This is a genomic window from Zhouia amylolytica, assembly GCF_900116365.1.
GTDB lineage: Bacteria > Bacteroidota > Bacteroidia > Flavobacteriales > Flavobacteriaceae > Zhouia > Zhouia amylolytica.
Genome location: NZ_FPAG01000003.1, coordinates 421,877 through 445,459 on the forward strand (window position 1 = coordinate 421,877; position 23,583 = coordinate 445,459).

Consider the following 23,583-nt stretch of genomic DNA (forward strand, 5'->3'; position numbering starts at 1 on the left):
TCAAGCATATGAATAAAGTAAGAATATATCCTTTTAGTTTGAGTATCCTCATGATAGTGGTATTCTCTTTCAATTTGAGTGCACAAACCAGTCAATCGGGTAAAATGGAGGGTAAACCCAATGTAATAATAATTCTTGTCGATGATCTCGGATATAATGACGTCGGATTTAATGGATGCCAGGATATTCCAACACCAAATATTGATCGCATTGCTACCAATGGAGTTAAATTCACTGAAGGCTATGTAAGCAATCCGGTATGCGGTCCAAGCCGTGCAGGTTTAATTACAGGCAGATATCAGGATCGATTTGGTTTTGGAAGAAACCCGCTATTTGCCCCTAACGACATTAATCAAGGGCTTCCACTATCAGAAGAAACGTTGGCTACCGTGCTTAAGCGAGAAGGTTATCATGGGATGGCGATTGGAAAATGGCATTTAGGAGGTCATAAAGATCTAAGGCCATTAAAGCGCGGGTTCGATGAATTTTTTGGCTTTCTGACAGGAGGACATTATTATTTTCCGGAAGATTGGGTGCTGAACGATTTGTCAGAGTTAACAAATCAATACTCGGCGTACAAAACCAAACTTTTAAAAAATGATTCAAGGATAGACGAAACTGAATACCTGACAGATGCACTTTCCAGAGAAGCGGTAAATTTTGTAAGCAACAAAAGAGAAGAGCCTTTTTTTCTCTATCTGGCTTATAATGCTCCACATACACCATTACAAGCTACGGAAAAATACTTAAATCGATTTAGTCATATTGAGAATAAAAAAAGACGAACCTATGCAGCCATGGTAAGTGCAGTAGATGATGGAGTAGGACAGATCCTGGATGCTTTGGAAAATTACGATTTGGCAAAAAATACCATGGTTTATTTTCTTTCGGATAATGGGGGGCCTGAAAAGCATAACGGATCAGATAACGGAGTTTTACGCGAAGGCAAAGGTTGGTTGTATGAAGGGGGAATTAGGGTGCCTTTTGCAATGCAATGGAAAGGGATGATCCCAGCGGGAGTTGCATATCATAAACCGGTGATCTCACTTGATATTTTTGCAACGGTATCAGCGGCGGCCAAAGCAAAGCCTAAAAATAAATTAGACGGAGTGAACTTATTGCCTTTTTTAGCAGGAACCAATAATGCAACGCCTCATAAAACGCTTTATTGGAGACAGTTTGACAAGGAAAGTTACGCCGTTCGTATTGGTGATTTGAAATTGGTTAATGCCGATGGAAACCTGGAGGAATTGTTTAACTTAAGCAAAGATACTGGAGAGCTTACTAACCTAATTAATGACAACCCTAAAATTAAAAAAAAGTACTCCAGGCTCATGGAAGCATGGATCAAAGAATTAAAGGATCCGTTATTTCTGGGACTTTCTCACGATAAACAGTATAATAGTGCCCACCCTAACAGGTATCAAATTGAAAAGTACTAATGGAAATAGCCGTTCATCTGTTATAAATAATACATTAATAGGCTTTTTTAGGGCATTTGTATAAAAAAATGACAAACGATTGGATAAAGCATACTTTTTTAGTACTATTGTTACATAAGTAAAATAGCAACCCAGGTTGGTAAAGATGTAATATTAGTTTATAGAGGCGCTCTATAAATATGTTAAGATAGTTATGTTTTGTTTTGAGTTTTTAATTAAAAAAGAGGCTGGTTTAACTGGTCTCTTTTTTTTAAAATTCCATTCATAATGATGATTAAATTAAAACCACAATACTTACTAATAGGATTACTCTTGTTTATTTGTTCTTGCATTTCTAAATCAAAGGAACAGCAACAGGAAAAAAAGCCGAACATCCTTTTTATTGCTATTGACGACTTAAGACCCGAATTGGGTTGCTACGGAAATCAAATCATTCAAACCCCAAATATAGATAGGTTGGCTAATGATGGGGTCCTTTTTTCTAATCACTATGTTACGGTTCCCACCTGTGGAGCATCCCGTTATGGACTCCTTACGGGCAAACTGCCTGCGACTGTTGAGGATTTGAATAATAATGTGATGGTACATAAAATTACCAAAAACAAGGAAAACAAATCTCCGGAAACATTTATTCACCACTTGAGAAATCATGGGTATTACACCGTTGGGATTGGTAAAATAAGTCACCATCCCGATGGCTTGGTCTATGGATATCAGGAAAAATCAGATAATGCTCCCTTAGAGCTCCCTTATAGTTGGGATGAAATGTTACTGAACCCGGGTAAGTGGAAGACAGGAAATAATGCCTTTTTTGGATATGCCGATGGTTCGAATCGAAATAGCTTGAATAAAAAAGTGAAGCCATACGAACAAATAGCAGAGTCAGATGATGATTATGTCGATGGGTTGTCAGCCAATTTAGCCACACAAAAATTAAAGGAATTTAAAAAACATAATAAACCTTTCTTTTTAGGAGTAGGCTTTTTTAAACCTCATTTACCTTTTAATGCACCCAAAAAATATTGGGACATGTATGAAAGAGACAGTATTCCCCTTTCCACGGGAACTGAGTTACCGGAAAATGTTCATATGGCAAGTCTGAATAATAATGGTGAGCTGAATCAATACCTGCTGGGAGATGAAAAACCTACTTTGAAAGAACCGGCTACTGATGCATATGCACGTAAATTGAAACATGCTTACTATGCCAGTGTCAGTTATATTGATGCCCAGGTTGGTAAAGTTTTAAAAGCCTTAAAAGACCAAGGCCTGTATGAAAACACCATAGTAGTATTGTGGGGTGACCACGGGTGGCAGTTAGGTGATCACCATATGTGGGGTAAACATGCATGTTTTGAAAAGGCATTGCATAGCCCTTTAATTATTAAAATGCCAGGTTCAATGAACGAGGGACAGTCCGTAAATTCCAATATAGTGAGTACGATTGATATTTATCCAACAATAATGGATATCGCGGGTCTCGAAATGCCTTATGAAACAAAGGGGAGAAGTTTGGAACCACTGTTGACAGCTACTCAGGATGAAAATTGGGAGAATGTGGCCTTTAGTTATTACCGAAAAGGAATCTCGCTGCGAACTAAAAAGTATCGGTTAACAAAGTATTTTAGAAAACAAAAACCTGTAATAGAATTATTTAACTATGAAGACGATCCTGATGAATTACATAACATTGCAGCAGGCAGACATAAGCTAATCGATAGTTTAACCCCATTGTGGGAAGCAGGAAATACCGGTTTATACCAAAACTAATTTAACCATCGACATCAATAACTTTAAGATTAAAGATGAAAAAAAATATGAAGATTTTATACCATTTAACTCAGATACAACTCCTGATAGTTTTCTTTGTACTAGGCGTGGGTTACGGACAAAGTGATGAAAAAAGAACTAATATTACTTTAAAGTATGGAGCCGAGCGCATAGGAAAAAGAACCGATCAACCAATGCAAGATTGGCGAAACTATGGCTTGGGCCAATTCATACATTGGGGAGTTTATGCAATTCCCGGTGGGCATTGGGATGGAAAATACTATGCCGGCGCAGCCGAATGGATACGGTCATGGAAAGGAATGCCTAATGAAGCCTATGATAATTTATATAAAGAATTCAATCCCAAAAAATTCAATGCTAACGCCTGGGCAAAACAGGCCAAAGAATTAGGAGCCAAATACGTTATTATTACAACCAAGCATCACGATGGATTTTGTTTGTGGCCTAGTGAGTATACCGATTATACCATCGCCAATACGCCATATAAAAAAGATATAATCGGTGCATTGGTAGAAGCCTACGATAAACAAGGAATCGATGTGTACTTATATTTTTCTATTATAGACTGGAATCACTTCGGATATAAATCGAAATTGGTGACTGATAAAGATCGTACAGATTATGAGGTGTTTAAAGAATTTACACGAAATCAATTAATAGAATTGTTAACCAGATATCCTGAAACCAAGGGATTGTGGTTTGATGGCACCTGGGATGCGGCCTGGAAAGCACAAGCTTCTTATGTATATGATCTGGATAAAGAATTAAGAGAAATGATTCCGGGCTTAATTATTGGAAGCCGTTTTAGACCTGATGACTACGGTAACAGGCACTTTGATGCCAATGGAAATATGATGGGTGATTATGAACAAGGTTGGGAACGAAAAATGCCAAATACCATCGAGGAAGTACATGGCAACGACTGGGATTGTGTAATGACAATTCCTGAAAATCAATGGGGATACCATTCCGATTGGCGTGGACATGTAAAAACAAGTAATGAGCTTATCGAAATGCTGGTAAAAGCAGTTGCTTTGGATGGCAATTTTGTATTGAATTTCGGTCCTGATGGCTTAGGAACTATTCGAAAAGAGGAAACAAAATTAGCCAAACAGGTAGGAGAATGGATGAAGGTAAACAGTACCGCTATTTATAATTGCGGTTACCTTGACTGGGAAAAACAAGACTGGGGATATTTCACAACCAATCGTATTACCCAGGAAAAATATATGGTTGTATTTAATCAACCGATATCGGGAGTATACACCGTTAAAACCAAAAAAGGAGTTTCCGTCGAAAAGGTGTATCTATTGGATAACCCCGGCTTGGAACTTTCCATTGAAAAGACCTACAACAATGAATTTTTAATACAGTATAATCCTGAGAATCATCCGGAAGAACCATTTGTAATGGTAATTGAAACAAACAAAGATCAAAATAACTCCGATAATCAGTATCTTCAACCTAAAATTTAGCCATTTCCATGAGAACGAAATTAAGTTATTTCTTATTCTTTTTAGCATTAATAGCTATGAGCTTCCCGAGTTGTTCAACCCAAACTAAAGAAGCAAAAACATCGAGTCGTCCTAATATTGTTTTTATAATGACCGACGATCATTCTTATCAGACTTTGAGTGCCTATGACGATCGATATATACAAACGCCTAACCTGGATAGGATTGCCAATGAAGGAGTGATATTTAACAATAGTTTTGTTTCAAACTCTATTTGTGCTCCCAGTAGAGCAGTTATGTTAACAGGGAAGCATAGTCATATCAATGGTCAGATAGACAATTTTACAACCTTTGATAACACACAACCAAATTTTGCCAAATATCTTCAACAGGCAGGATATCAAACATCATTGATTGGGAAATGGCATTTGAGAAGTGATCCAACAGGTTTCGATAATTGGGAAATACTTATCGGACAGGGAAATTATTACAATTCTACTTTTATTGAAAATGGCGAAAAAACCCCATCCAAGGGTTATGTGACAGATGTAATTACCGACAAGGCCATGCAATGGCTTGACGGCCGAAAAAAAGATCAACCTTTCTGTTTATTAGTACATCATAAGGCAGCGCATCGTATTTGGCAACCAAACATAACCATGCTTGATTCCCTGAGTGAAAAGGAATATAAGGTGCCGGCTAATTTTTTTGATAATTATGAAGGAAGGAAAGCGGCGAAGCTCAATAAGATGAGTATTATTAAGGATATGGATTTGGTTTATGACCTTAAAATGAATGACGATGCGCTGCCAAGTAAATATAGGAACGCTTACAAAAATATGTATAACCTAATGAATCCTGAACAAAAGGAAATATGGGATGCCTATTATACGCCTATCCTGGAACAGTTTAAGGAAGCAGGTTTAACAGATGACGAATTAGCGATCTGGAAATATCAGCGATATATGAACGATTATTTAAAAGTTATCAGGTCTTTGGATGATAACGTGGGAAGACTATTGGATTATCTCGACCAAAATAACCTTAAAGAAAATACCTTGGTTGTTTATACTTCAGATCAAGGATTTTATATGGGTGAACATGGTTGGTTTGATAAGAGATATATGTATGAGCAATCTTTACGTACCCCTTTATTGATGAGATACCCTGAGGGAATTAAAAATAAAGGTGCCATAGAAGAATTAGTGCAGAATATAGATTATGCTCCTACTTTTCTGGACTTTGCAGGAGTTGACATTCCCGAAGATATGCAGGGTGCATCCTTAAAACCACTTTTGAATAATGAAAAAATGAATTGGAGAGAGGCTATTTATTACCATTACTATGAATCGCCGAATGAACATGGGGTTAAAAAACATTACGGAATCCGTACAGACCGTTATAAATTAATTCACTTCTACGAAGATATGGATGAATGGGAATTTTACGATCTGCAAAAAGATCCGGAAGAAATGCATAATTTGTTTCATGATGAGCAATATTCATCCTTGATTAAAGAATTGAAAAGTAAATTAGAGGAATTACAAAAACAATATAAGGTGACAACCTACTAAATTTGCCAGAGGAAATCCTGAAACACAAAAAGGGGGAATTGTAAAATGAGAACATACCCATTCTCCATTAACGAGTACTAAATAAAACACCAGTATAATGAAAAATCCATTGTTGTTTGCCTTCATCCTATTTATAAGTTTGTTGAATGTTAACTGTAAGCAAGCTGATAAAAAAGAAAAGGCCGATCAAAGTGTGAGCGATCAAAAGCCCAACATTTTGTTTATTCTTTCCGATGACCATACCTCTAAAGCCTGGGGCATTTATGGCGGGCAACTTCAAGATTATGTGAAGAATGATAATATTAAACGTTTGGCCAATGAAGGAGCAGTGCTCAACAATGCCTTCTGTACCAATTCCATTTGTTCTCCCAGCAGGGCGACAATTTTAACCGGACAATACAGTCATCTAAATCAGGTTTACACCTTAAGAGAACCATTGCCTCAGGGACATCCTAATATTGCGAGAACACTTGGTGAAAATGGTTATCAAACGGCCATAATCGGAAAGTGGCATTTAGATAAACAGCCGGAAGGTTTTGATTATTTTAATGTATTACCAGGACAGGGACGCTACTGGGACCCAATACTTAAAACTAAAGAAACCTGGACGGATGGGGCTGATGGTAGTAAAGGGAAAGTCTATAAAGGATTTTCAACAGATGTGATTGCCGATCTAACGGTAGAACACCTTAAACAAAGAGATACCACCAAGCCATTTTTTATGTTGTGTAGCTTTAAAGCAACCCATGAACCTTTTGATTATCCCGAAAGATTTAAGGACCTCTATACCGATCTGGAAATTCCGGAGCCGGAATCATTATTAGATTTTGGTAAAGGAAACGGAGGGAGAACCTTTGTTGGACAAAAACTGGAAAAACTGGCTGCCAGATGGAAAGAGGCTACAGAGCATCCTGAGACATTCTGGACCGATTACCCGGGTTTGCCTTATCCTCTTGAAGGGTTAGACAGTATAGAACTTCGTAAAAAGATTTATCAAAAGTTAGTGAAGGACTTTATGCGCAGTGGAGCTGCTATCGATGATAATATCGGAAAGTTACTCGATTACCTGGAAGCGGAAGGAATAGCCGATAATACCATTGTGATTTATACGGCCGATCAAGGATATTTTCTCGGAGAGCATGGATTTTTTGATAAAAGGCTCATCTATGAAGAGTCTTTACGTATGCCTTTTGTTATCAGATATCCAAAGGAAATTAAAGGAGGTAAGCGTATAGATGATATCATTCTAAATATTGATTTTGCTGCACTGATGGCCGATTATGCAGGAATTGAAAAGCCAGCATATATACAGGGAGAAAGCTTTAGAGAAAACTTAGGTGGTAAAACACCCGAAAGCTGGAGAGATGCCATGTATTACAGGTATTGGCTGCACCATCCCGACAGGCCGGCACACTTTGGTATAAGAGTTGATAAGTATAAACTGGCATTCTTTTATGGTCAAGGTTTAGGTAAATACGGTTCTAAAGAAGATGAACCTTCAGAACCAACCTGGGAATTTTATGATTTGGAAAAAGATCCTAAAGAATTAAATAATGCTATCAACCAGCCACAATATGCAGAAAGAATAGCCCAAATGAAAGAAGAATTATTGAAACTAAGAGCGCAATATGGTGATACAGATGAAAGTTATCCGATCATGCAAACAATAATGGATAATAACGCGCTTGAATAGCCTTATAAACTTATGTTAAAGTAATATGGAGCGCTTTTAATATTTCTAAAACTATATACATTTATCAAATAATCTAAAATGAGCGTAATGAAGAAATTAGTTGTTGTATTATTGTTTTTTGCTGCGGCAGTGACGAAGGCCCAAATACTAGAACCCGTTAAATGGTCTACTTCCGTAGAAAAAATTAGTAAAACAGAAGCCTATTTGGTGGCTACGGCTACTATTGACGAAGGATGGCATTTGTATTCACAGGATGTTCCGGAGGGAGGTCCGGTAGCGACCACTTTTACTTATGACGATTCCTCTAAGAAATTTAAATTAGTCGAAGGTACGGTAGAAGAGGATGGTCATGTAGTTGACGATAAGATCTTTGAAATGAAGATTAAATACTTTGATACTAAGGCAGTTTTTAAACAAAAAATAAGGTTGGCACCAAATCAAAAGTTCACCATTAAAGGAAGTGTTGAATTTATGGTCTGTGACGATTCGAGATGTTTACCGCCAACAACAGAAGAACTGCAATTTGAATTATAAATAAAAATTTTATTAAATTCATGAACCTTGAATGATATTCAAGGTTTTTTTGTACCATAAATATAAATACAATCGTTTGTATTATTTAAATATTAATAGTATTATTGAAGAAATATTTAATATCATCTTGAAATGAAAAAGAATACATTACTGCTCTTGTTCACACTTTTTTTAGGGATTACTTCTTTTGCTCAAAACACCCTTGTATTTGAAATGTTGGACTATAATAATCCTGCACTGTCAAAAGTGAAAGAATTTTATGAGTCGAATGATCTTAAAAATGCAAGAAAAGCCTTGTTGGATTTTTATAGAGAAAAGGAAAATATCTATCTAAAAGTAAATAAAGATGATGTATCTTATATAAAAGACACTTTTAAAGATGAGGTGGAAACCTCTATTCGCGTGGCGGATGAAGTAAGAAGAAAATATTTCTTGTTCGAATATGAATGGGATATGGAGAAAACTACCGTTCCCTATGTGTTTAAAGGAGAAATTGATTGGCAGGTAAATCCTTTTGGTGATGAGGAATGGACTTTTATGCTCAGCAGACATCGATTTTGGTTAGATCTTGGAAAAGCATACTTGCTTACCGGAAAAGAAAAATATGCAAAGGAGTTTGTAGACCAGGCTACTCATTGGATCGATAACAATCTCATAGATAAAAAGACAAAATGGACTACATGGAGACGAATTGAGGCGGGTATTCGCATGGAAAACTGGGTAAAAAGTTTTGAATACATGAAAGATTCAAAACATGTAACTCCAGAATTTTTAGAAAAATTCTTAGGTAGTATCGCTGAACATGCAACCTACTTAAATAGCCATTTTAGCGGACATTCAAGAACTAGTAATTGGGGGGTTATTGAATTCAGTGGTTTGTTTAGTGCAGCAGTTTTCCTGACAGATTTTAAAAAAGGAGAAGAATGGCAAACCAGTTCCGTTGAAAAATTGCACGAATGTATACAGAACCAGATTCTGGAAGATGGAACGCAATGGGAGCAATCTCCGATGTATCATAATGAAGTAATGCATTGCTTTATGAATACGGTTCTTTTAGCAAAAAGAGCCAATATAAAGCTTACAGACAGGTTGATGAATAAAACATTACAAATGGGCCATGCGAATCTCGATTGGCAAAAACCAAATTATAATGAACCCTTATTAGGAGATAGCGATGATAATGACTTAAGAGATATGCTTACTACCGCTTCGGTATTATTTAAGGACGAGGTTTTAAAATCGAGAGCCTACGATGAATTAAACTATGAGAACTATTTTCTGTTTGGCAAAGAGGTAAACAACTCTTATAAAGAACTCGGCGAAAAATCACCTGACTTTTTATCCGCATACCAATTTAATGCCGGCGATCTGTATTCACGATCTTCCTGGAATGAGGATGCCTTTTACAGTAGTTTCCACATGCGAAGAATAGGTGGTGGGCACTCTCATGATAACATCCTTCATTTTACTTTATTCGCACACGGACAAGATTACCTGGTAGATACAGGAAGATATACCTATGTATACAATGATTGGCGCCAATACTTCAAAGAAAATACAGCTCACAACACTTTGGGAGTGGATAACCTTACTAACTCTATATACAATGGTTCCTGGAGTAATAAGTTTGAAGCGAAGTCTGAAGGAGCTTATGCCTTGATCGAAGATGGATTTGATTATGCCGAGGCAATAAATAAAGCGTATCTTAGACTGGAAGATCCGGTATTAATGAAACGTAGAATGCTTTACTTAAAGCCTGATGTATGGCTGTTAATCGATAGCTTTGAAGCCAACGAAGAACATACCTATTCTCAATATTTTAACTTTGCTGATCAACAAGTCGAAATAGTGGAAGGAGGACTTTCAACAACCCGTGAAAAAAATAATCTAAGAATACAACCACTGAAACCAGTGGATGCTAAATTAATTGATGCATGGTACTCTCCGGATTATAATTACAAGGAAGAAATTAAAAGAGCCGAATTGTCTATAAAGGCAGAAGGTTTTAATTCCTTTATAACACTATTGTATTTTCCGGAGGATAATCAAATTACTTATGAAAGAATTCCGGTTTTTAACAGAGGTGGAAAAGAATTACCAGATAATCAGGCAGAAGCGATTAAACTGAAAATAGACGATAAAGAATACATTATCATGGTCTCTCACGATATTTCAAAATCATTGGTTTCGCATAAGATAGTCGATGATCAGGTTCTTATCGGTGAAGTCGTTATGATAGAACGAAGTAATGGAAAGCAAAATATTAAAGTTTTAAAATAAATGAATACGAAACATCCCAAAATAATTACATTCGGTGAGATCATGATGAGGTTGTCTACCTCAAATCATTATCGATTATCTCAAATTACATCCTTAGATGTTAATTATGGTGGAAGTGAAGCCAATGTTGCAGTCTCACTTGCGAATTTTGGGGTAGATGTTTCATTTGTATCCAGAATTCCGGAAAATGAGTTATCCGGGAGTATTGTTCAAATCCTTAAAAAACTCGATGTGAATGTTTCCCAGATGGTGTATGGAGGTGATAGGTTGGGGACTTATTATCTCGAAGTGGGAGTGTCTAATAGAAATAGTAAAGTAATATACGATAGAAAATACTCCTCTTTTTATGAAATTGAGGAAGAGCATATCGATTGGGATGAGGTTTTTAAAAATGCCACCTGGTTTCATTGGTCCGGTGTCACTCCTGCGATTTCTATGAATGCAGCAAGGGTGTGCCGAAGAGCCATTTTAGAAGCATCAAAGAAAGGACTGACCATTTCCACAGATTTAAATATGCGTCATAAACTTTGGAATTGGGGGAAGCTGCCTTCCCAGGTAATGCCGGAACTCGTCGCTTATACCCATGTACTGTTCGGCGATATGGCTGCCTTTAAAACAATGCTTGAACTGCCCGCAAATTATGTAGAATTAACCACAGAAGGTATCGAGGTTCATCAAACTTCAGATACCATAACCAAATTAAAAGCGCGTTTTCCAAAACTTGAAAAGATCATTCTTAGTTTTAGAAATACCGAAAACACCAATGAAAATTTATATGCAGCTCAATTGTTCTCGGATGATCATGTCAGTCAAAGTTCAGTATATAAAATAACGAATATTGTAGATAGAATTGGTACCGGAGATGCATTTGTTGGAGGTGTAATTTATGGTCTTAACAGTTTTGATGATGACGCCAAAAGCCTTGAATTTGGAGTGGCTGCCGCTTCATTAAAGCATAGCATCAGAGGTGATTTTAACCTGGTAACCAAAGAAGAAGTTTTTCAGAGCATGAACACGAATAAAAGAACTAATGTTTCAAGATAATTCATATGAGTATAAAAGTTGATACAATCATAAAAATAAAGGAATCTAAAATTGTCCCAGTTTTTTATCATTCCGATCTGGAAGTGTGTAAACAAGTGGTTAAAGCATGTTATGAAGCAGGACTTAAAGTTTTTGAATTTACCAACAGAGGTACTTTTGCTCATGAAACTTTTGCCGCTCTTAACCGATATGTGTTAGAAGAATTACCCGGATTTGAATTGGGAGCAGGGTCTATTGTTGATGCACCAACGGCCGCTTTGTACATGCAGAATGGAGCATCTTTCATTGTATCACCACTCCTGAATGCCGAAATTGGGAAAATATGTAACCGAAGAAAAATTGTATGGATTCCCGGATGTGCAACGGTTACTGAAATTGGAAACGCCCATGAATTGGGAGCAGACATAATAAAAATATTTCCAGCAGCTCAACTTGGAGGACCTGAATTTGTTAAAGCCGTTAAAGCCCCTTGTCCATGGACCGATATCATGGTTACTGGTGGGGTACAACCTACAGAAGAAAATCTACGCTCGTGGTTTGATGCAGGTGTGTGTAGTGTAGGTATCGGATCTGCACTTTTCAAAAAAGAATGGCTTGAAGCGGGAGACTTTAAAAAAATTAAAACAGCAATCAGTGAGGCAATGGCCTTTATCAAATAATTAAAAATGTTTCATAGATTAATAGTTGTTGTTTTAAGTTGTTTTTGTCTGATTACCTATGGTTGCAAAGAGCAATCAAATCAAAAAGTGCTAAAGTGTGCTCATGGATTAGACGTAACGCATCCCGTACATGAAGCCATGGAGTTTATGGCAAAACGGCTGGAAGAAAAATCCAATGGAAAACTTACGATAGAAATTTATTCTAACCAGCAATTAGGATCAGAAAGGGAATGTCTGGAATTAATTCAGATAGGTGGTTTAGATATGACTAAAGTTTCAGCTGCAGTATTGGCTAACTTTGCTCCTCAATATAAAGTTTTTGGATTACCCTATATTTTTAAAAATAAAGAACATCAATTCAGAGTTCTGGACGGTGAAGTAGGTCAGGAAATCTTATCCTCCAGCGATCAGTCCTTGTTGCATGGCTTAGCTTTTTACGACTCTGGGAGCAGAAGTTTTTACACCAAAGATCATCCCATAGAAAAACCCGAAGACTTAAAGGGTAAGAAGATCAGAACCATGGAAAGTCCAATGGCCATGAGTATGATTTCGGCCATGGGTGGTGCCGCAACCCCTATTTCTGCTGGCGAATTGTACACGGCTTTACAAGCAGGAGTTGTAGATGGTGCAGAGAATAATCCACCGGTTTTTTACTTGTCAAGACAATATGAAGTATGTAAATACTTCTCCATAGATGAACATACGGCTATCCCGGATGTATTATTAATCGGAACCCAAACCCTGAATAAATTAAATGAAAATGAAAAAGTATGGCTGAAAGAAGCGGTTCAGGAATCTGTGGTATATCAAAGAAAACTGTGGAAAGAGGCAGAAGAAGAAGCTATCCAGGGTTTAAAAGAGGTTGGAGTTACGATTGTTTACCCAGATAAAGAACCTTTTGCCAATAGTGTAAAAGAACTGTATGAAGAAGCAGCACAAGAAGAAGTGATTGCAGAAATGATTAATGCCATAAAATCTCAAGAATAATGAAGCGAATGCTAGACAATATATTGGAAAAAGTGTTAATCGCTTTAATGGCAATCATGACCTTAAATGTATTATGGCAAGTGTTCTCAAGATATGTGCTGAATGCCCCCAGCTCTTTTACTGATGAATTGGCCAGATATCTTTTGATATGGATTGGTATGTTGGGAGCAGCCTATGCTACCGGAAAAAGAATGCATCTTGCAATCTCATTGATCCCGTCAAAATGGATGAATTTATACCGCGAGCGTATTCTAGGTAAAATTGCTGCCTTTCTCGTGGGCTTATTCGCCTTACTCGTTTTAGTTATTGGCGGTGGTAGACTGGTATATCTAACCTATTACCTGGAACAAAAATCGCCTGCATTAGAAATTTCGTTGGCCTATATATATATGGTTTTACCGATAAGTGGAGTTTTGATCATCATTTATAGTATAAGTCATTTTAAAAATGTAGTCAGTCATACAGAGTATAGCATTAAATAAAAGTTCATGGAAATTTATATCCTCATTATAAGTTTTGTTGTGTTTTTAATGTTGCGTGTTCCCATTGCCTATAGTATTGGGTTATCAGCATTAATCACCTTATGTTTTAGTATTCCTTCTTTGGCAACCTTTACCGTGGTAGCCCAGAGAATGGCAACGGGTCTGGACAGCTTCTCCCTCATTGCCATTCCTTTTTTCATATTCGCAGGAGAATTAATGAATAAAGGTGGAATTGCTAAACGCTTGATTGATTTTGCAAAGTCGCTGGTAGGAAGTTTTCCGGGCGGACTTGCCTATGTGAATATAGTTGCATGTATGCTTTTTGGTGCGGTTTCCGGGTCTGCGGTGGCTGCGGCTTCCGCCATCGGAGGAGTAATGGGTAAAAGAATGAAAAAAGAAGGATATGATGAAGCATATAGTGCAGCTGTGAATATTACTTCTTCGACCACAGGTTTGTTAATTCCCCCGAGTAATGTATTGATTGTTTATTCACTGGCAAGTGGAGGAACTTCAATAGCAGCTTTGTTTATAGCAGGGTATGTGCCTGGTTTTCTCATCGGATTTTTATTGATGTTGGTGGCAGGTATTTATGCTTATAAGAAAAAATATCCGATAGGATTAAAAGCCAAATGGTATGAAATCTTCAAGTATTTCTTGAGAGCGTTACCAAGTTTATTTTTATTGGTTGTGGTGGTTGGTGGTATTGTAGCCGGTATTTTTACTGCTACCGAAGCATCTGCGATTGCAGTACTTTATGCCTTAATTCTATCACTGATCTATAAGGAAATTACCATAAATGAACTCCCTGAAATCATTTTAAAATCTGCAGGAACCACTGCTATCGTTATGTTATTGGTAGCGGCTTCCATGTCTATGAGCTGGACCATGTCGTATGAAAACCTGCCACAAGCGGTAACAGAACTCCTGATGAATGTATCAGATAACAAATTTGTAGTGCTGTTGGTTATCAATTTAATCCTTTTAGGGGTTGGAATATTTATGGATATAACCCCGGCAGTTCTCATATTCACACCCATATTTTTACCCATTGTTACTGCCCTGGGTATCGATCCCGTTCATTTCGGAATTATAATGATATTGAATTTAAGTATTGGTTTGTGTACACCACCCGTAGGTTCTGTCCTCTTTGTAGGTTGTAGTGTGGCGAATCTCAGTATTTCAAAAGTGGTAAAACCATTAATGCCATTGTTCCTTGTGATGATCTTCGGGTTATTGCTGATTACCTATATACCGGATATAACAATGTTATTGCCAAAATGGTTTGGGTTTTAATTTAATTATTCTTGAAAGTCTAAAACAAAATACGAATGCAAAGAAGAAAATTTATTGGTTCGGCCTCAATAGCTGGAATCATTACCGCAATGCTCCCTGGTAGTCTGGTTGCTTCAAACCAGGAAGGTTCTAATCATCTATTGGATGCCAAAAAACCAAACGATCGTGCCTATTGGACTGGCATGTTGTATAGAATGATGAATCCTGTATTTTCGAATCTGGCTAATGGAACCTTGGTGAAAAATATGCCTTTTGAAGTCTCACCATCTTATGACGGTAGAAAGAATGTTACGTATTTGGAAGCGGTGGGTAGAGCAGCAGCTGGAATGGCACCCTGGTTAGCATTACCCGACGATGACACCAAGGAAGGACAAATGCGTAAAGATTTAAAAGCAAAGTTTCTTAAGGGGATAGCCAACGGAGTTGATCCGTCTAATCCCGATTATTTGAATTTCACCAAAGAATATCAGCCAATAGTGGATGCAGCATATTTAGCCCATGCTTTTTTAAGAGCTCCTAAAGCATTATGGGAGCCATTAGATGATACCACCAAAAAGAGAGTAGTCAAAGAATTCAAAGCACTTAGAACCAGAAAACCTTGGAACAATAATTGGCAACTCTTTACTGCAATAACTGAAGCTTTCCTCCTGGAAATTGGAGAGGAGTGGGATAAAGAAGCTGTAGATCGTGCATTGAATAAATTTAAAGATTGGTATGTAGGTGATGGCTGGTATAGTGATGGTCCGAATTTTTCATTTGATTATTATAATTCTTTCGTAATTCATCCGATGCTGGTAGATACCTTAAAAGTATTATCAGATCATGGAAAGGTACCAGTAGCAGATTATGAACTTGCTTTAAAAAGGATGTTAAGATATGTGGTGCATTTAGAGCGGATGATTTCTCCTGAAGGAACCTATCCGGTTATAGGTAGATCTATTACCTATAGGAATGGTGCATTTCAAGCGCTGGCCCAAGTGGCATTAATAAAGAAATTACCTGAAGATATAAGTCCGGCACAAGTGAGGAGTGCACTTACCGCCGTTAAAAAGAACATCTTTCAAAAAGGAACCTTTGATAAGAATGATTGGCTTACGCTAGGCTTCTGCGGACATCACCCCGACGTGGCCGATTATTATTCGTCTACCGGAAGTATGTATATGGCCTCTTTAAGTTTTCTACCCTTAGGTTTACCTGCCGATGATGAATTTTGGACTTCGGATCCTGAAGAATGGACCTCGAAAAAGGCGTGGAGCGGTAAAAGCTTTAAAAAAGATTATCATGTAGACTATTAAAAAAAGAGCCCTTAAACAATATTGTTTAAGGGCTCTTTAGGAAATAGTTGGTTTGGGTTAGATTTAAGTTAGTTGCTAGAATTGTATTATTTCCTATTTCGTTAAAAACTCATCTCAAAAGTGATTTAAGAATTAAAATCCGCTGCTGAGATGAGTTCCTCCTCATTTTTTAGCCATTGTGATTATTACAGTTTTCAATAATCTTATGGAGTATATGGTCAACTTGTTCAATTTCTTTATCAGTTATGCCTTTTAAAGCCATGCTTCGATTTTGTTTGATGAGTTCTTGCATTTCATCAAGAGTGCGATCTCCAAATACGGTAACGCTTAAATGATATCGACGTTTATCCGAAGGATTTAAAGATTTCTCCAAATAGCCATTTCTAGTCATTAAATCAATAGTTCTGTTAACCGAAGCAGCATCCTTAAAAACCAATTTGGCCAACTCTTTTTGAGAAAGCTTAGGATACTTCTTTAAAAAGATCAGTACCATAGCTTGATCAATGGTGATTTTAGGGATGCTTTTGCTTATGCGTTTCTGAGCCATTCTTCTATATTCCTTAATAGCTCGTTCTATAACATAAAAAATGGTTTCATTTGGTAGCTTCACCAATGCTAATTTTAATTAATATAAATATAATTGATATATCAATTAAAAGCAATTGTTTTTGTCATTTATTTATATTTTTAAGGCTTAAAATTCATTTAACGGATTTAAATTAACATGAGAATTTTTCAAAAGGAGATAAAAATTGAATCCAATCCAAGAGGTTTTCACCTTATAACAAATAAGATACTCGATTCCATCCCAGAGATAGCTACGCTGACTGTAGGTCAATTACAGGTGTTTATTAAACATACCTCGGCGAGTTTGACAATTAATGAGAATGCAGATCCCACGGTAAGAGCGGACTTTGAATCGCATTTCAATAAAATGGTAGCAGAAAATGAACCCTATTATATTCATACGTATGAGGGTCCCGACGATATGCCAGCGCATATAAAAGCATCGCTTTTAGGGTCGTCCGTTACTATACCCATAACTGATGGTCAGTTAAATTTGGGTACCTGGCAAGGAATTTATCTATGCGAGCATCGAAATAATGGGGGGACAAGAAAATTAGTGATTACAGCTTTTGGTTCCTCGAAGCGATAAGTTGCTCCAGGATCTGAACCACTCCATCTTCATTATTACTGGTGGTTCTAAAGCGAGCCGCTTGTTTTATGTTAGGATGAGCATTATCCATGGCGTAACTAAAATAAGCCTCCTGCATCATTTCCAAATCATTATTATAATCTCCGAATACCATTGTTTCTTCTTTGGTAACGCCCAGTTGATTCTGAAGAAATCTTAAGGCGACTCCCTTATTGGCATCAGGGTGAGACAGATCTAACCAGTTTTGCCCGGATACTTTTACCTGCATCTCATCTTCCAAATGTTTTACAGCCGGATATATATGGGCCTCGGAACTTTCGTAATGAAACACAGCTATTTTTAAGATGTCCTGAGAATCAACCTTGGTGAGATCTTCAACAATCTCATAAGCTGCATAGTACTCATTAAAAAGATCAATAAATTCAACCTCCCTGGTTTCTATATACGATTTGTTTTTTCCGCAAAGTACCACATATACACCATCTAGATCTCTTAGAAGTCCAACAAGGTAATCGATCTTTTCTTTGGGTAAATGAGTTACCAAAAGTTCTTTGTCATGCTGCTTGGCAATTCCACCATTCTCAGCTATGATGGTTATTTCATTGGCAATCTTGTTCAGCTTATCGGTAATACTGTGATATTGACGACCACTGGCTGCTGCAAAATGTATATTGTGTTTTTTTAATTCTTCGTATAACTGAAAAAAACGGTCACTCACTTTCCCTTCAGAATTAAGCAAGGTCCCATCCATATCACTAACGACAAGTCTAACTTTAGATAGATCCATTTAAATAGATTTAAGGTGCAAAAGTAATGTAGAATGAAGTAATTAGATGTTAATTGCACGTTATTTTACTGAGGCATCATAAAATAAAAAATCCGGTTCTTAGAACCGGATTTATAAACGAGATAATATATTGTTAGACGTTTATTTTACTTTTTCAACGATTGCTTTGAAAGCTTCCGGGTGATTCATAGCTAAGTCTGCAAGAACTTTTCTGTTAAGTTCGATGTTGTTAGCTTTAACCTGTCCCATAAACTGAGAATAAGACATACCGTGTAGTCTGGCTCCAGCGTTAATACGCGTAATCCATAATGCACGGAAAGTTCTTTTCTTATTTCTACGGTCTCTGTAAGCATATTGCATTGCTTTGTCAACCGCATTCTTAGCAACAGTCCAAACGTTTTTACGTCTTCCGTAGTAACCTTTGGCTTGTTTTAAAACCTTTTTTCTTCGAGCTCTTTTAGCTACTGAATTTACTGATCTTGGCATAATTTTAAATTTTTTGTAGTAGGCGGTCAGAAACTGACACTTTTTTTGAGCCTAACTCCAGGGTTATACAATTTATTGAACCGAAGGAACGATTACTTTAAACGTAGTTGTTCCTTAATGCTGTTCTCATCCGACTTGTCAACAAGCGTTGAATGAGTAAGCGCTAGCTTACGCTTTTTAGATTTTTTTGTCAAAATGTGACTCTTAAAAGCGTGCTTTCTTTTGATTTTACCAGTACCTGTAAGCTTAAAACGCTTCTTAGCACTAGATTTTGTTTTTTGTTTAGGCATTTCTCCTAGTATTTACTTAATTATCTCGCTTATCTTATTTAGTCTTTTTAGGAGCGATAAACATAGTCATTCGCTTCCCTTCAAGTTTAGGCATTTGTTCTACTTTACCAAGCTCTTCCAATTCAGAAGCTAAACGTAAAAGTAAAATCTCACCTTGGTCTTTATATACAATAGAACGTCCTTTAAAGAAAACGTATGCTTTTAATTTGGCACCGTCTTTTAAGAACTTCTCTGCGTGTTTCTTTTTAAATTGGTAGTCGTGGTCATCAGTTTGCGGACCAAAACGAATCTCCTTAACGACAACTTTACTAGCTTTCGCCTTTAGAGCCTTTTCGCGTTTCTTTTGTTCGTAAAGAAACTTTTTGTAATCCATTATTTTACAAACGGGAGGTTTTGCATTTGGAGAAATCTCTACCAAATCTAATTCCATTTCCTGAGCCTTTGAAAAAGCTTCTCTGGTTGGGTAAACTCCCATTTCTACATTATCGCCTACCAATCTCACTTCAGGTACACGAATTTTTTCGTTGATCCTGTGTTGTTCTTGAGTTTGTCTCTGTTGTGGACGACGATTATTTCTTCTAATAGCTATGACTTATAATTTTTTAGTTAAACTTTATTTTACTTAAACGGTTTTAAGTTACTACTGATTTCGTTATTTACCAAATCTGCAAATGATTTTACAGACATGCTTCCTAAATCTCCCTCACCATGCTTTCTTACTGAAACCGTTGCTTCCTTTTCTTCATTTTCTCCGACAATCAGCATGAATGGTATTTTATTCATCTCTGCTTCACGGATCTTCTTCCCTATGGTTTCGTTGCGGTTGTCAACGAGGGCGCGAATTTCGTCATTTTCCAATAAATTTAAAACTTTTTCCGCATATTTTTCATATTTCTCACTGAGAGAGAGGATGATAGCCTGTTCTGGCATCAACCATAAAGGGAAATTACCACCTGTATGCTCCAGCAAAATAGCAACAAAACGCTCCATACTTCCAAAAGGAGCCCGGTGAATCATTACAGGTCTGTGAAGTTTGTCGTCACTACCCTTATAGCTTAGATCAAAACGCTCCGGTAGGTTATAATCTACCTGGATCGTTCCCAATTGCCATTTCCTTCCCAATGCATCCTTCACCATAAAATCAAGCTTAGGGCCATAGAAAGCAGCCTCGCCGGTTTCTATAACATAATTTAAGCCTTTCTCATTGGCAGCATTGATAATAGCATTTTCAGCTTTTTCCCAGTTTTCAGTACTTCCAATGTATTTATCAGGATTTTCAGGGTCTCTTAACGATACCTGAGCTGTAAAGTTTTCAAAACCTAAAGAGCCAAATACATAAAGAACAAGGTCTATTACATTCTTGAATTCCTCATCCAATTGTTCCGGAGTACAGAATATGTGAGCATCATCTTGCGTAAAACCTCTAACTCGGGTTAGACCATGCAATTCTCCACTCTGTTCATACCTGTAAACCGTTCCAAATTCTGCATAACGCTTCGGAAGATCTTTATAACTCCAAGGTTTGGCGTTATAGATCTCACAGTGATGCGGACAATTCATCGGTTTTAATAAGAACTCCTCATCTTCCTTAGGAGTATGAATAGGTTGAAAGCTATCCTCTCCATATTTAGCATAATGTCCGGAAGTTACATAAAGCTCTTTTTGTCCGATATGAGGCGAAACTACTTGCTCATATCCTGCTTTTTGTTGTGCTTTTTTCAAAAACTGTTCTAAACGCTCGCGCAATGCAGCGCCTTTAGGTAACCATAATGGTAAGCCCTGACCAACCTTAGCTGAAAACGTAAACAACTCTAATTCTTTCCCTAATTTACGGTGATCTCTCTTTTTGGCTTCTTCCAAAAGAGCCAGATATTCTTTAAGCTCTTTTTGTTTAGGAAAGGAGATACCATATACACGGGTAAGCTGTTTGTTTTTTTCATCACCTCTCCAGTAGGCACCGGCAGCAGATAAAAGTTTTACAGCTTTAATATATCCTGTATTTGGAATATGACCTCCGCGACATAAATCCGTAAAAGTGGCATGGTCACAAAAGGTGATAGTTCCATCTTCCAAATTCTCTATAAGTTCTACCTTAAACTCGTTGCCCTGATCTTTATAATATGATAAGGCATCAGCCTTACTAACAGAACGCATATTGAATTCGTGCTTGCCACGGGCAATCTCTAACATCTTATTTTCGATGGCAGGAAAATCTTTTTCTGAAACAGCCTGGTCACCAAAATCCACATCGTAATAAAATCCATTATCGATAGCCGGACCAATTGTTAGTTTAACGCCAGGATACAATTCCTCTAAAGCCTGAGCTAACACGTGTGCGCTGGAATGCCAAAAAGCTTTTTTCCCTTCATCATTATTCCAGGTATAAAGAACAAGATTACCATCGGTGGTTAAAGGGGTTACCGTTTCAACCGTTTCACCATTAAAACTTGCCGAAATAACGTTTCTAGCCAAGCCTTCACTGATACTCTTGGCAACATCCATTGGAGTCGAATTTTTCTCAAACTCCTTTACCGAACCATCTGGTAATGTAATCTTGATCATTAATAAGTTTTTTAAATACAGTGTGCAAAGATAATAGGAAGTTATAAAGCATACAATATTATAAGACCTTTATATAATAAGATGTTTTAAAGAATATCTTGCCATTCAGAATGTTTGTCTAGGGTGGCTTTCGCAAATGGACAAAGCGGAATGATCTTAATTCCTTTTTCCCTGGCAAACAGAACCGCAGCTTCCACAAGACGTAACCCAATACCCTGACCTTTTAATATAGGGTTTACATCAGTATGGTCTATGATAAACTTATCGGTTCCTGCCCATGTGTACGTCATGTACGCCAAATCTTTACCGTTTTCCGCAATGTGAAACTTTCCGTGTTTCCCGTCATCCTGTTGAAGTACCTCTGTCATGGTTATATAAAGTCTGATGATCTTGTAAAGATAAAGATAATATTTCTTCATGAGTTGTGAGCCGGATATAGGTAAATGAATATAGATAATATGATTTGTTTAAAGATGACTTAATAACAGGGTTAAGGTTTGGTTCCTCGTGTATATAGAGGAAGCAGCGCCAGTTCATTATTTTATTAGGAACACGCGAATTCTGACGCCTGTTTATTGTCCTATTTATAAAGAGGCGAATCCCATCGGTGTTTCACAGGTTGCATAAAGTGTTTTACAGTTGTCCAGGCCCGGTGCAAAGCCGTAGACAAGTCCTGGATAAGTCCTGTGTAACCCCTTGATAAAGGATAGATGAGCCAAAGTCAATACAGGGATGAGTAAAAAGAGTACTATCTATATAATATGAGTTCGATCTTTATAACTATTGTCCTGATCTATCTCTAACCTTACTTCTGTTACATTAATAGGTGCTAAAAGAAGATTTACAACTCGTTTAAAGGTGTCCAGGCCCGGTGCAACAGTATGGATACAGTATATATTAAGTATGGATAAGGTATGGTTGCCTTAAGAATGTTCCTTATGTATTATATATGAGTCCGACTTCATTCCTAAGGTCCTTATTCATTTTACGCAAACCATTTGATGGGTTTATAGGTGCTAAAAGAAGATTTACAACTCGTTTAAAGTTGTCTAGGCCCGGTGCAACAGTATGGATACGGTATAGATAAAGTATGGATAAGGTATGGTTGCCTTAAGAGTGTTTAGTATATAATATATATGAGTTCGTCTTTATTTTTAAGGTCATTGTTCGTTTCCAACCTTCCACCTGATACCTTAATAGGTGCTAAAAGAAGATTTACAACTCGTTTAAAGGTGTCCAGGCCCGGTGCAATAGTGTGGATACAGTATATATACAGAGTGTGTAAACTATGAATAGGGTAGGTGTGGTGTATGCGGTGATATATATAAGAGTGCCTTTTAAGGGTTGTCAATGATAATTTCAAAAATAATTTTGGATGTAAAGAGCTAGAAATAAACCGGGTATAAATTACTTTGAAAAAACTTTGGTTTTGAGTTTGGAGAATTGAAATAAAAGGTTCTATATTTGCACCCGCTTTGAGAGAGAGGTAATGTAGTAAGAGAAGCGAAGTTCATAGACATAGTGCGGGATATAGAAGATTAGGGAGACAAAAATTTTCAAAAAAAATTGAAAAAAATGTTTGCCGGAAACAAAAAGAGTTTTTACATTTGCAGCCGCTTTGCGAGACACGAAATACCGAGTTTTAAAGGGCGCAAGTTCATAGAGAAATTGGCGATGTAGAGAGGAATGAGAGGCCTGAAAAATTTTTCAAAAATAAATGAAAAAAAGTTTGGTCGGAATGAAAAAGAGTTTCTATATTTGCACCCGCTTTACG

General features: G+C 37.1%; 21 protein-coding genes. 14 read left to right on the forward strand and 7 right to left on the reverse strand.

Annotation, left to right across the window (positions count from 1 at the left end; translation table 11 throughout):
* The first annotated feature begins 8 nt into the window (after positions 1 to 8).
* From BM361_RS06885 to BM361_RS06945, 13 genes are all read left to right on the forward strand, one after another.
* On the forward strand, positions 9 to 1,442 hold the full coding sequence (locus BM361_RS06885; RefSeq protein ID WP_217643758.1) for a sulfatase-like hydrolase/transferase: 1,434 nt from the start codon (positions 9 to 11) through the stop codon (positions 1,440 to 1,442).
* Positions 1,443 to 1,709: 267 nt separating this feature from the next.
* Complete coding sequence (locus tag BM361_RS06890; RefSeq protein ID WP_074977792.1) at positions 1,710 to 3,212, forward strand: sulfatase; 1,503 nt, start codon at positions 1,710 to 1,712, stop codon at positions 3,210 to 3,212.
* A gap of 47 nt (positions 3,213 to 3,259) precedes the next feature.
* Positions 3,260 to 4,708, forward strand: coding sequence for an alpha-L-fucosidase (locus BM361_RS06895; protein ID WP_217643759.1), 1,449 nt, complete (start codon positions 3,260 to 3,262; stop codon positions 4,706 to 4,708).
* An 8-nt stretch (positions 4,709 to 4,716) separates the two neighbouring features.
* Positions 4,717 to 6,261 (forward strand): sulfatase family protein, encoded by a 1,545-nt coding sequence (locus BM361_RS06900; protein ID WP_074977795.1) that lies wholly within the window; start codon positions 4,717 to 4,719, stop codon positions 6,259 to 6,261.
* Between the two features lie 97 nt (positions 6,262 to 6,358).
* The gene (locus BM361_RS06905) at positions 6,359 to 7,954 is read left to right on the forward strand and encodes a sulfatase family protein (RefSeq protein ID WP_074977797.1); all 1,596 of its coding nucleotides are present in this window, start codon (positions 6,359 to 6,361) and stop codon (positions 7,952 to 7,954) included.
* 87 nt (positions 7,955 to 8,041) lie between these two features.
* On the forward strand, positions 8,042 to 8,488 hold the full coding sequence (locus BM361_RS06910; protein WP_235444270.1) for a protein-disulfide reductase DsbD domain-containing protein: 447 nt from the start codon (positions 8,042 to 8,044) through the stop codon (positions 8,486 to 8,488).
* A gap of 132 nt (positions 8,489 to 8,620) precedes the next feature.
* Positions 8,621 to 10,768: an alginate lyase family protein gene (locus BM361_RS06915; protein WP_074977798.1), complete on the forward strand. Its 2,148-nt coding sequence runs from the start codon at positions 8,621 to 8,623 to the stop codon at positions 10,766 to 10,768.
* A complete protein-coding gene (locus BM361_RS06920) occupies positions 10,769 to 11,812 on the forward strand; it encodes a sugar kinase (protein ID WP_074977800.1) in 1,044 nt (347 codons plus the stop codon).
* Positions 11,813 to 11,817: 5 nt separating this feature from the next.
* Positions 11,818 to 12,471, forward strand: coding sequence for a bifunctional 4-hydroxy-2-oxoglutarate aldolase/2-dehydro-3-deoxy-phosphogluconate aldolase (locus tag BM361_RS06925; protein WP_074977805.1), 654 nt, complete (start codon positions 11,818 to 11,820; stop codon positions 12,469 to 12,471).
* Positions 12,472 to 12,477: 6 nt separating this feature from the next.
* Positions 12,478 to 13,458 carry a TRAP transporter substrate-binding protein gene (locus BM361_RS06930; RefSeq protein WP_074977806.1) on the forward strand — a complete coding sequence of 327 codons (981 nt, stop codon included), beginning with the start codon at positions 12,478 to 12,480 and terminating at the stop codon, positions 13,456 to 13,458.
* Entirely contained in the window at positions 13,458 to 13,940 is a 483-nt protein-coding gene (locus tag BM361_RS06935; protein ID WP_074977808.1) for a TRAP transporter small permease, read from the forward strand. Before BM361_RS06930 ends, BM361_RS06935 begins: the two co-directional genes overlap by 1 nt.
* A gap of 6 nt (positions 13,941 to 13,946) precedes the next feature.
* Entirely contained in the window at positions 13,947 to 15,233 is a 1,287-nt protein-coding gene (locus tag BM361_RS06940; protein ID WP_074977809.1) for a TRAP transporter large permease, read from the forward strand.
* 35 nt (positions 15,234 to 15,268) lie between these two features.
* Positions 15,269 to 16,528 (forward strand): DUF2264 domain-containing protein, encoded by a 1,260-nt coding sequence (locus BM361_RS06945; RefSeq protein WP_074977811.1) that lies wholly within the window; start codon positions 15,269 to 15,271, stop codon positions 16,526 to 16,528.
* 169 nt (positions 16,529 to 16,697) lie between these two features.
* On the opposite strand, the gene BM361_RS06950 is transcribed toward BM361_RS06945, so the two are convergent.
* Positions 16,698 to 17,138: a MarR family winged helix-turn-helix transcriptional regulator gene (locus BM361_RS06950; protein WP_083425871.1), complete on the reverse strand. Its 441-nt coding sequence runs from the start codon at positions 17,136 to 17,138 to the stop codon at positions 16,698 to 16,700.
* Between the two features lie 114 nt (positions 17,139 to 17,252).
* Here BM361_RS06950 and BM361_RS06955 point away from each other — a divergent pair, with 114 nt between their 5' ends.
* Entirely contained in the window at positions 17,253 to 17,684 is a 432-nt protein-coding gene (locus BM361_RS06955; RefSeq protein ID WP_074977813.1) for a secondary thiamine-phosphate synthase enzyme YjbQ, read from the forward strand.
* Here BM361_RS06955 and BM361_RS06960 read toward each other — a convergent pair.
* The 6 genes from BM361_RS06960 to BM361_RS06985 all read right to left on the reverse strand — a co-directional run bounded on the left by BM361_RS06960 (position 17,656) and on the right by BM361_RS06985 (position 22,228).
* The gene (locus tag BM361_RS06960; protein ID WP_074977815.1) at positions 17,656 to 18,471 is read right to left on the reverse strand and encodes a Cof-type HAD-IIB family hydrolase; all 816 of its coding nucleotides are present in this window, start codon (positions 18,469 to 18,471) and stop codon (positions 17,656 to 17,658) included. The two genes, BM361_RS06955 and BM361_RS06960, sit on opposite strands and share 29 nt — an antisense overlap.
* Positions 18,472 to 18,612: 141 nt before the next feature.
* Positions 18,613 to 18,957 carry a 50S ribosomal protein L20 gene (gene rplT / locus BM361_RS06965; RefSeq protein WP_038265605.1) on the reverse strand — a complete coding sequence of 115 codons (345 nt, stop codon included), beginning with the start codon at positions 18,955 to 18,957 and terminating at the stop codon, positions 18,613 to 18,615.
* Between the two features lie 92 nt (positions 18,958 to 19,049).
* Positions 19,050 to 19,247 carry a 50S ribosomal protein L35 gene (gene rpmI / locus BM361_RS06970; protein WP_038265602.1) on the reverse strand — a complete coding sequence of 66 codons (198 nt, stop codon included), beginning with the start codon at positions 19,245 to 19,247 and terminating at the stop codon, positions 19,050 to 19,052.
* Between the two features lie 34 nt (positions 19,248 to 19,281).
* The gene (infC, locus tag BM361_RS06975) at positions 19,282 to 19,830 is read right to left on the reverse strand and encodes a translation initiation factor IF-3 (protein WP_074977816.1); all 549 of its coding nucleotides are present in this window, start codon (positions 19,828 to 19,830) and stop codon (positions 19,282 to 19,284) included.
* Between the two features lie 35 nt (positions 19,831 to 19,865).
* Positions 19,866 to 21,809 (reverse strand): threonine--tRNA ligase, encoded by a 1,944-nt coding sequence (gene thrS / locus BM361_RS06980; protein WP_074977818.1) that lies wholly within the window; start codon positions 21,807 to 21,809, stop codon positions 19,866 to 19,868.
* 86 nt (positions 21,810 to 21,895) lie between these two features.
* Entirely contained in the window at positions 21,896 to 22,228 is a 333-nt protein-coding gene (locus BM361_RS06985; RefSeq protein ID WP_254785747.1) for a GNAT family N-acetyltransferase, read from the reverse strand.
* Positions 22,229 to 23,583 lie beyond the last annotated feature (1,355 nt).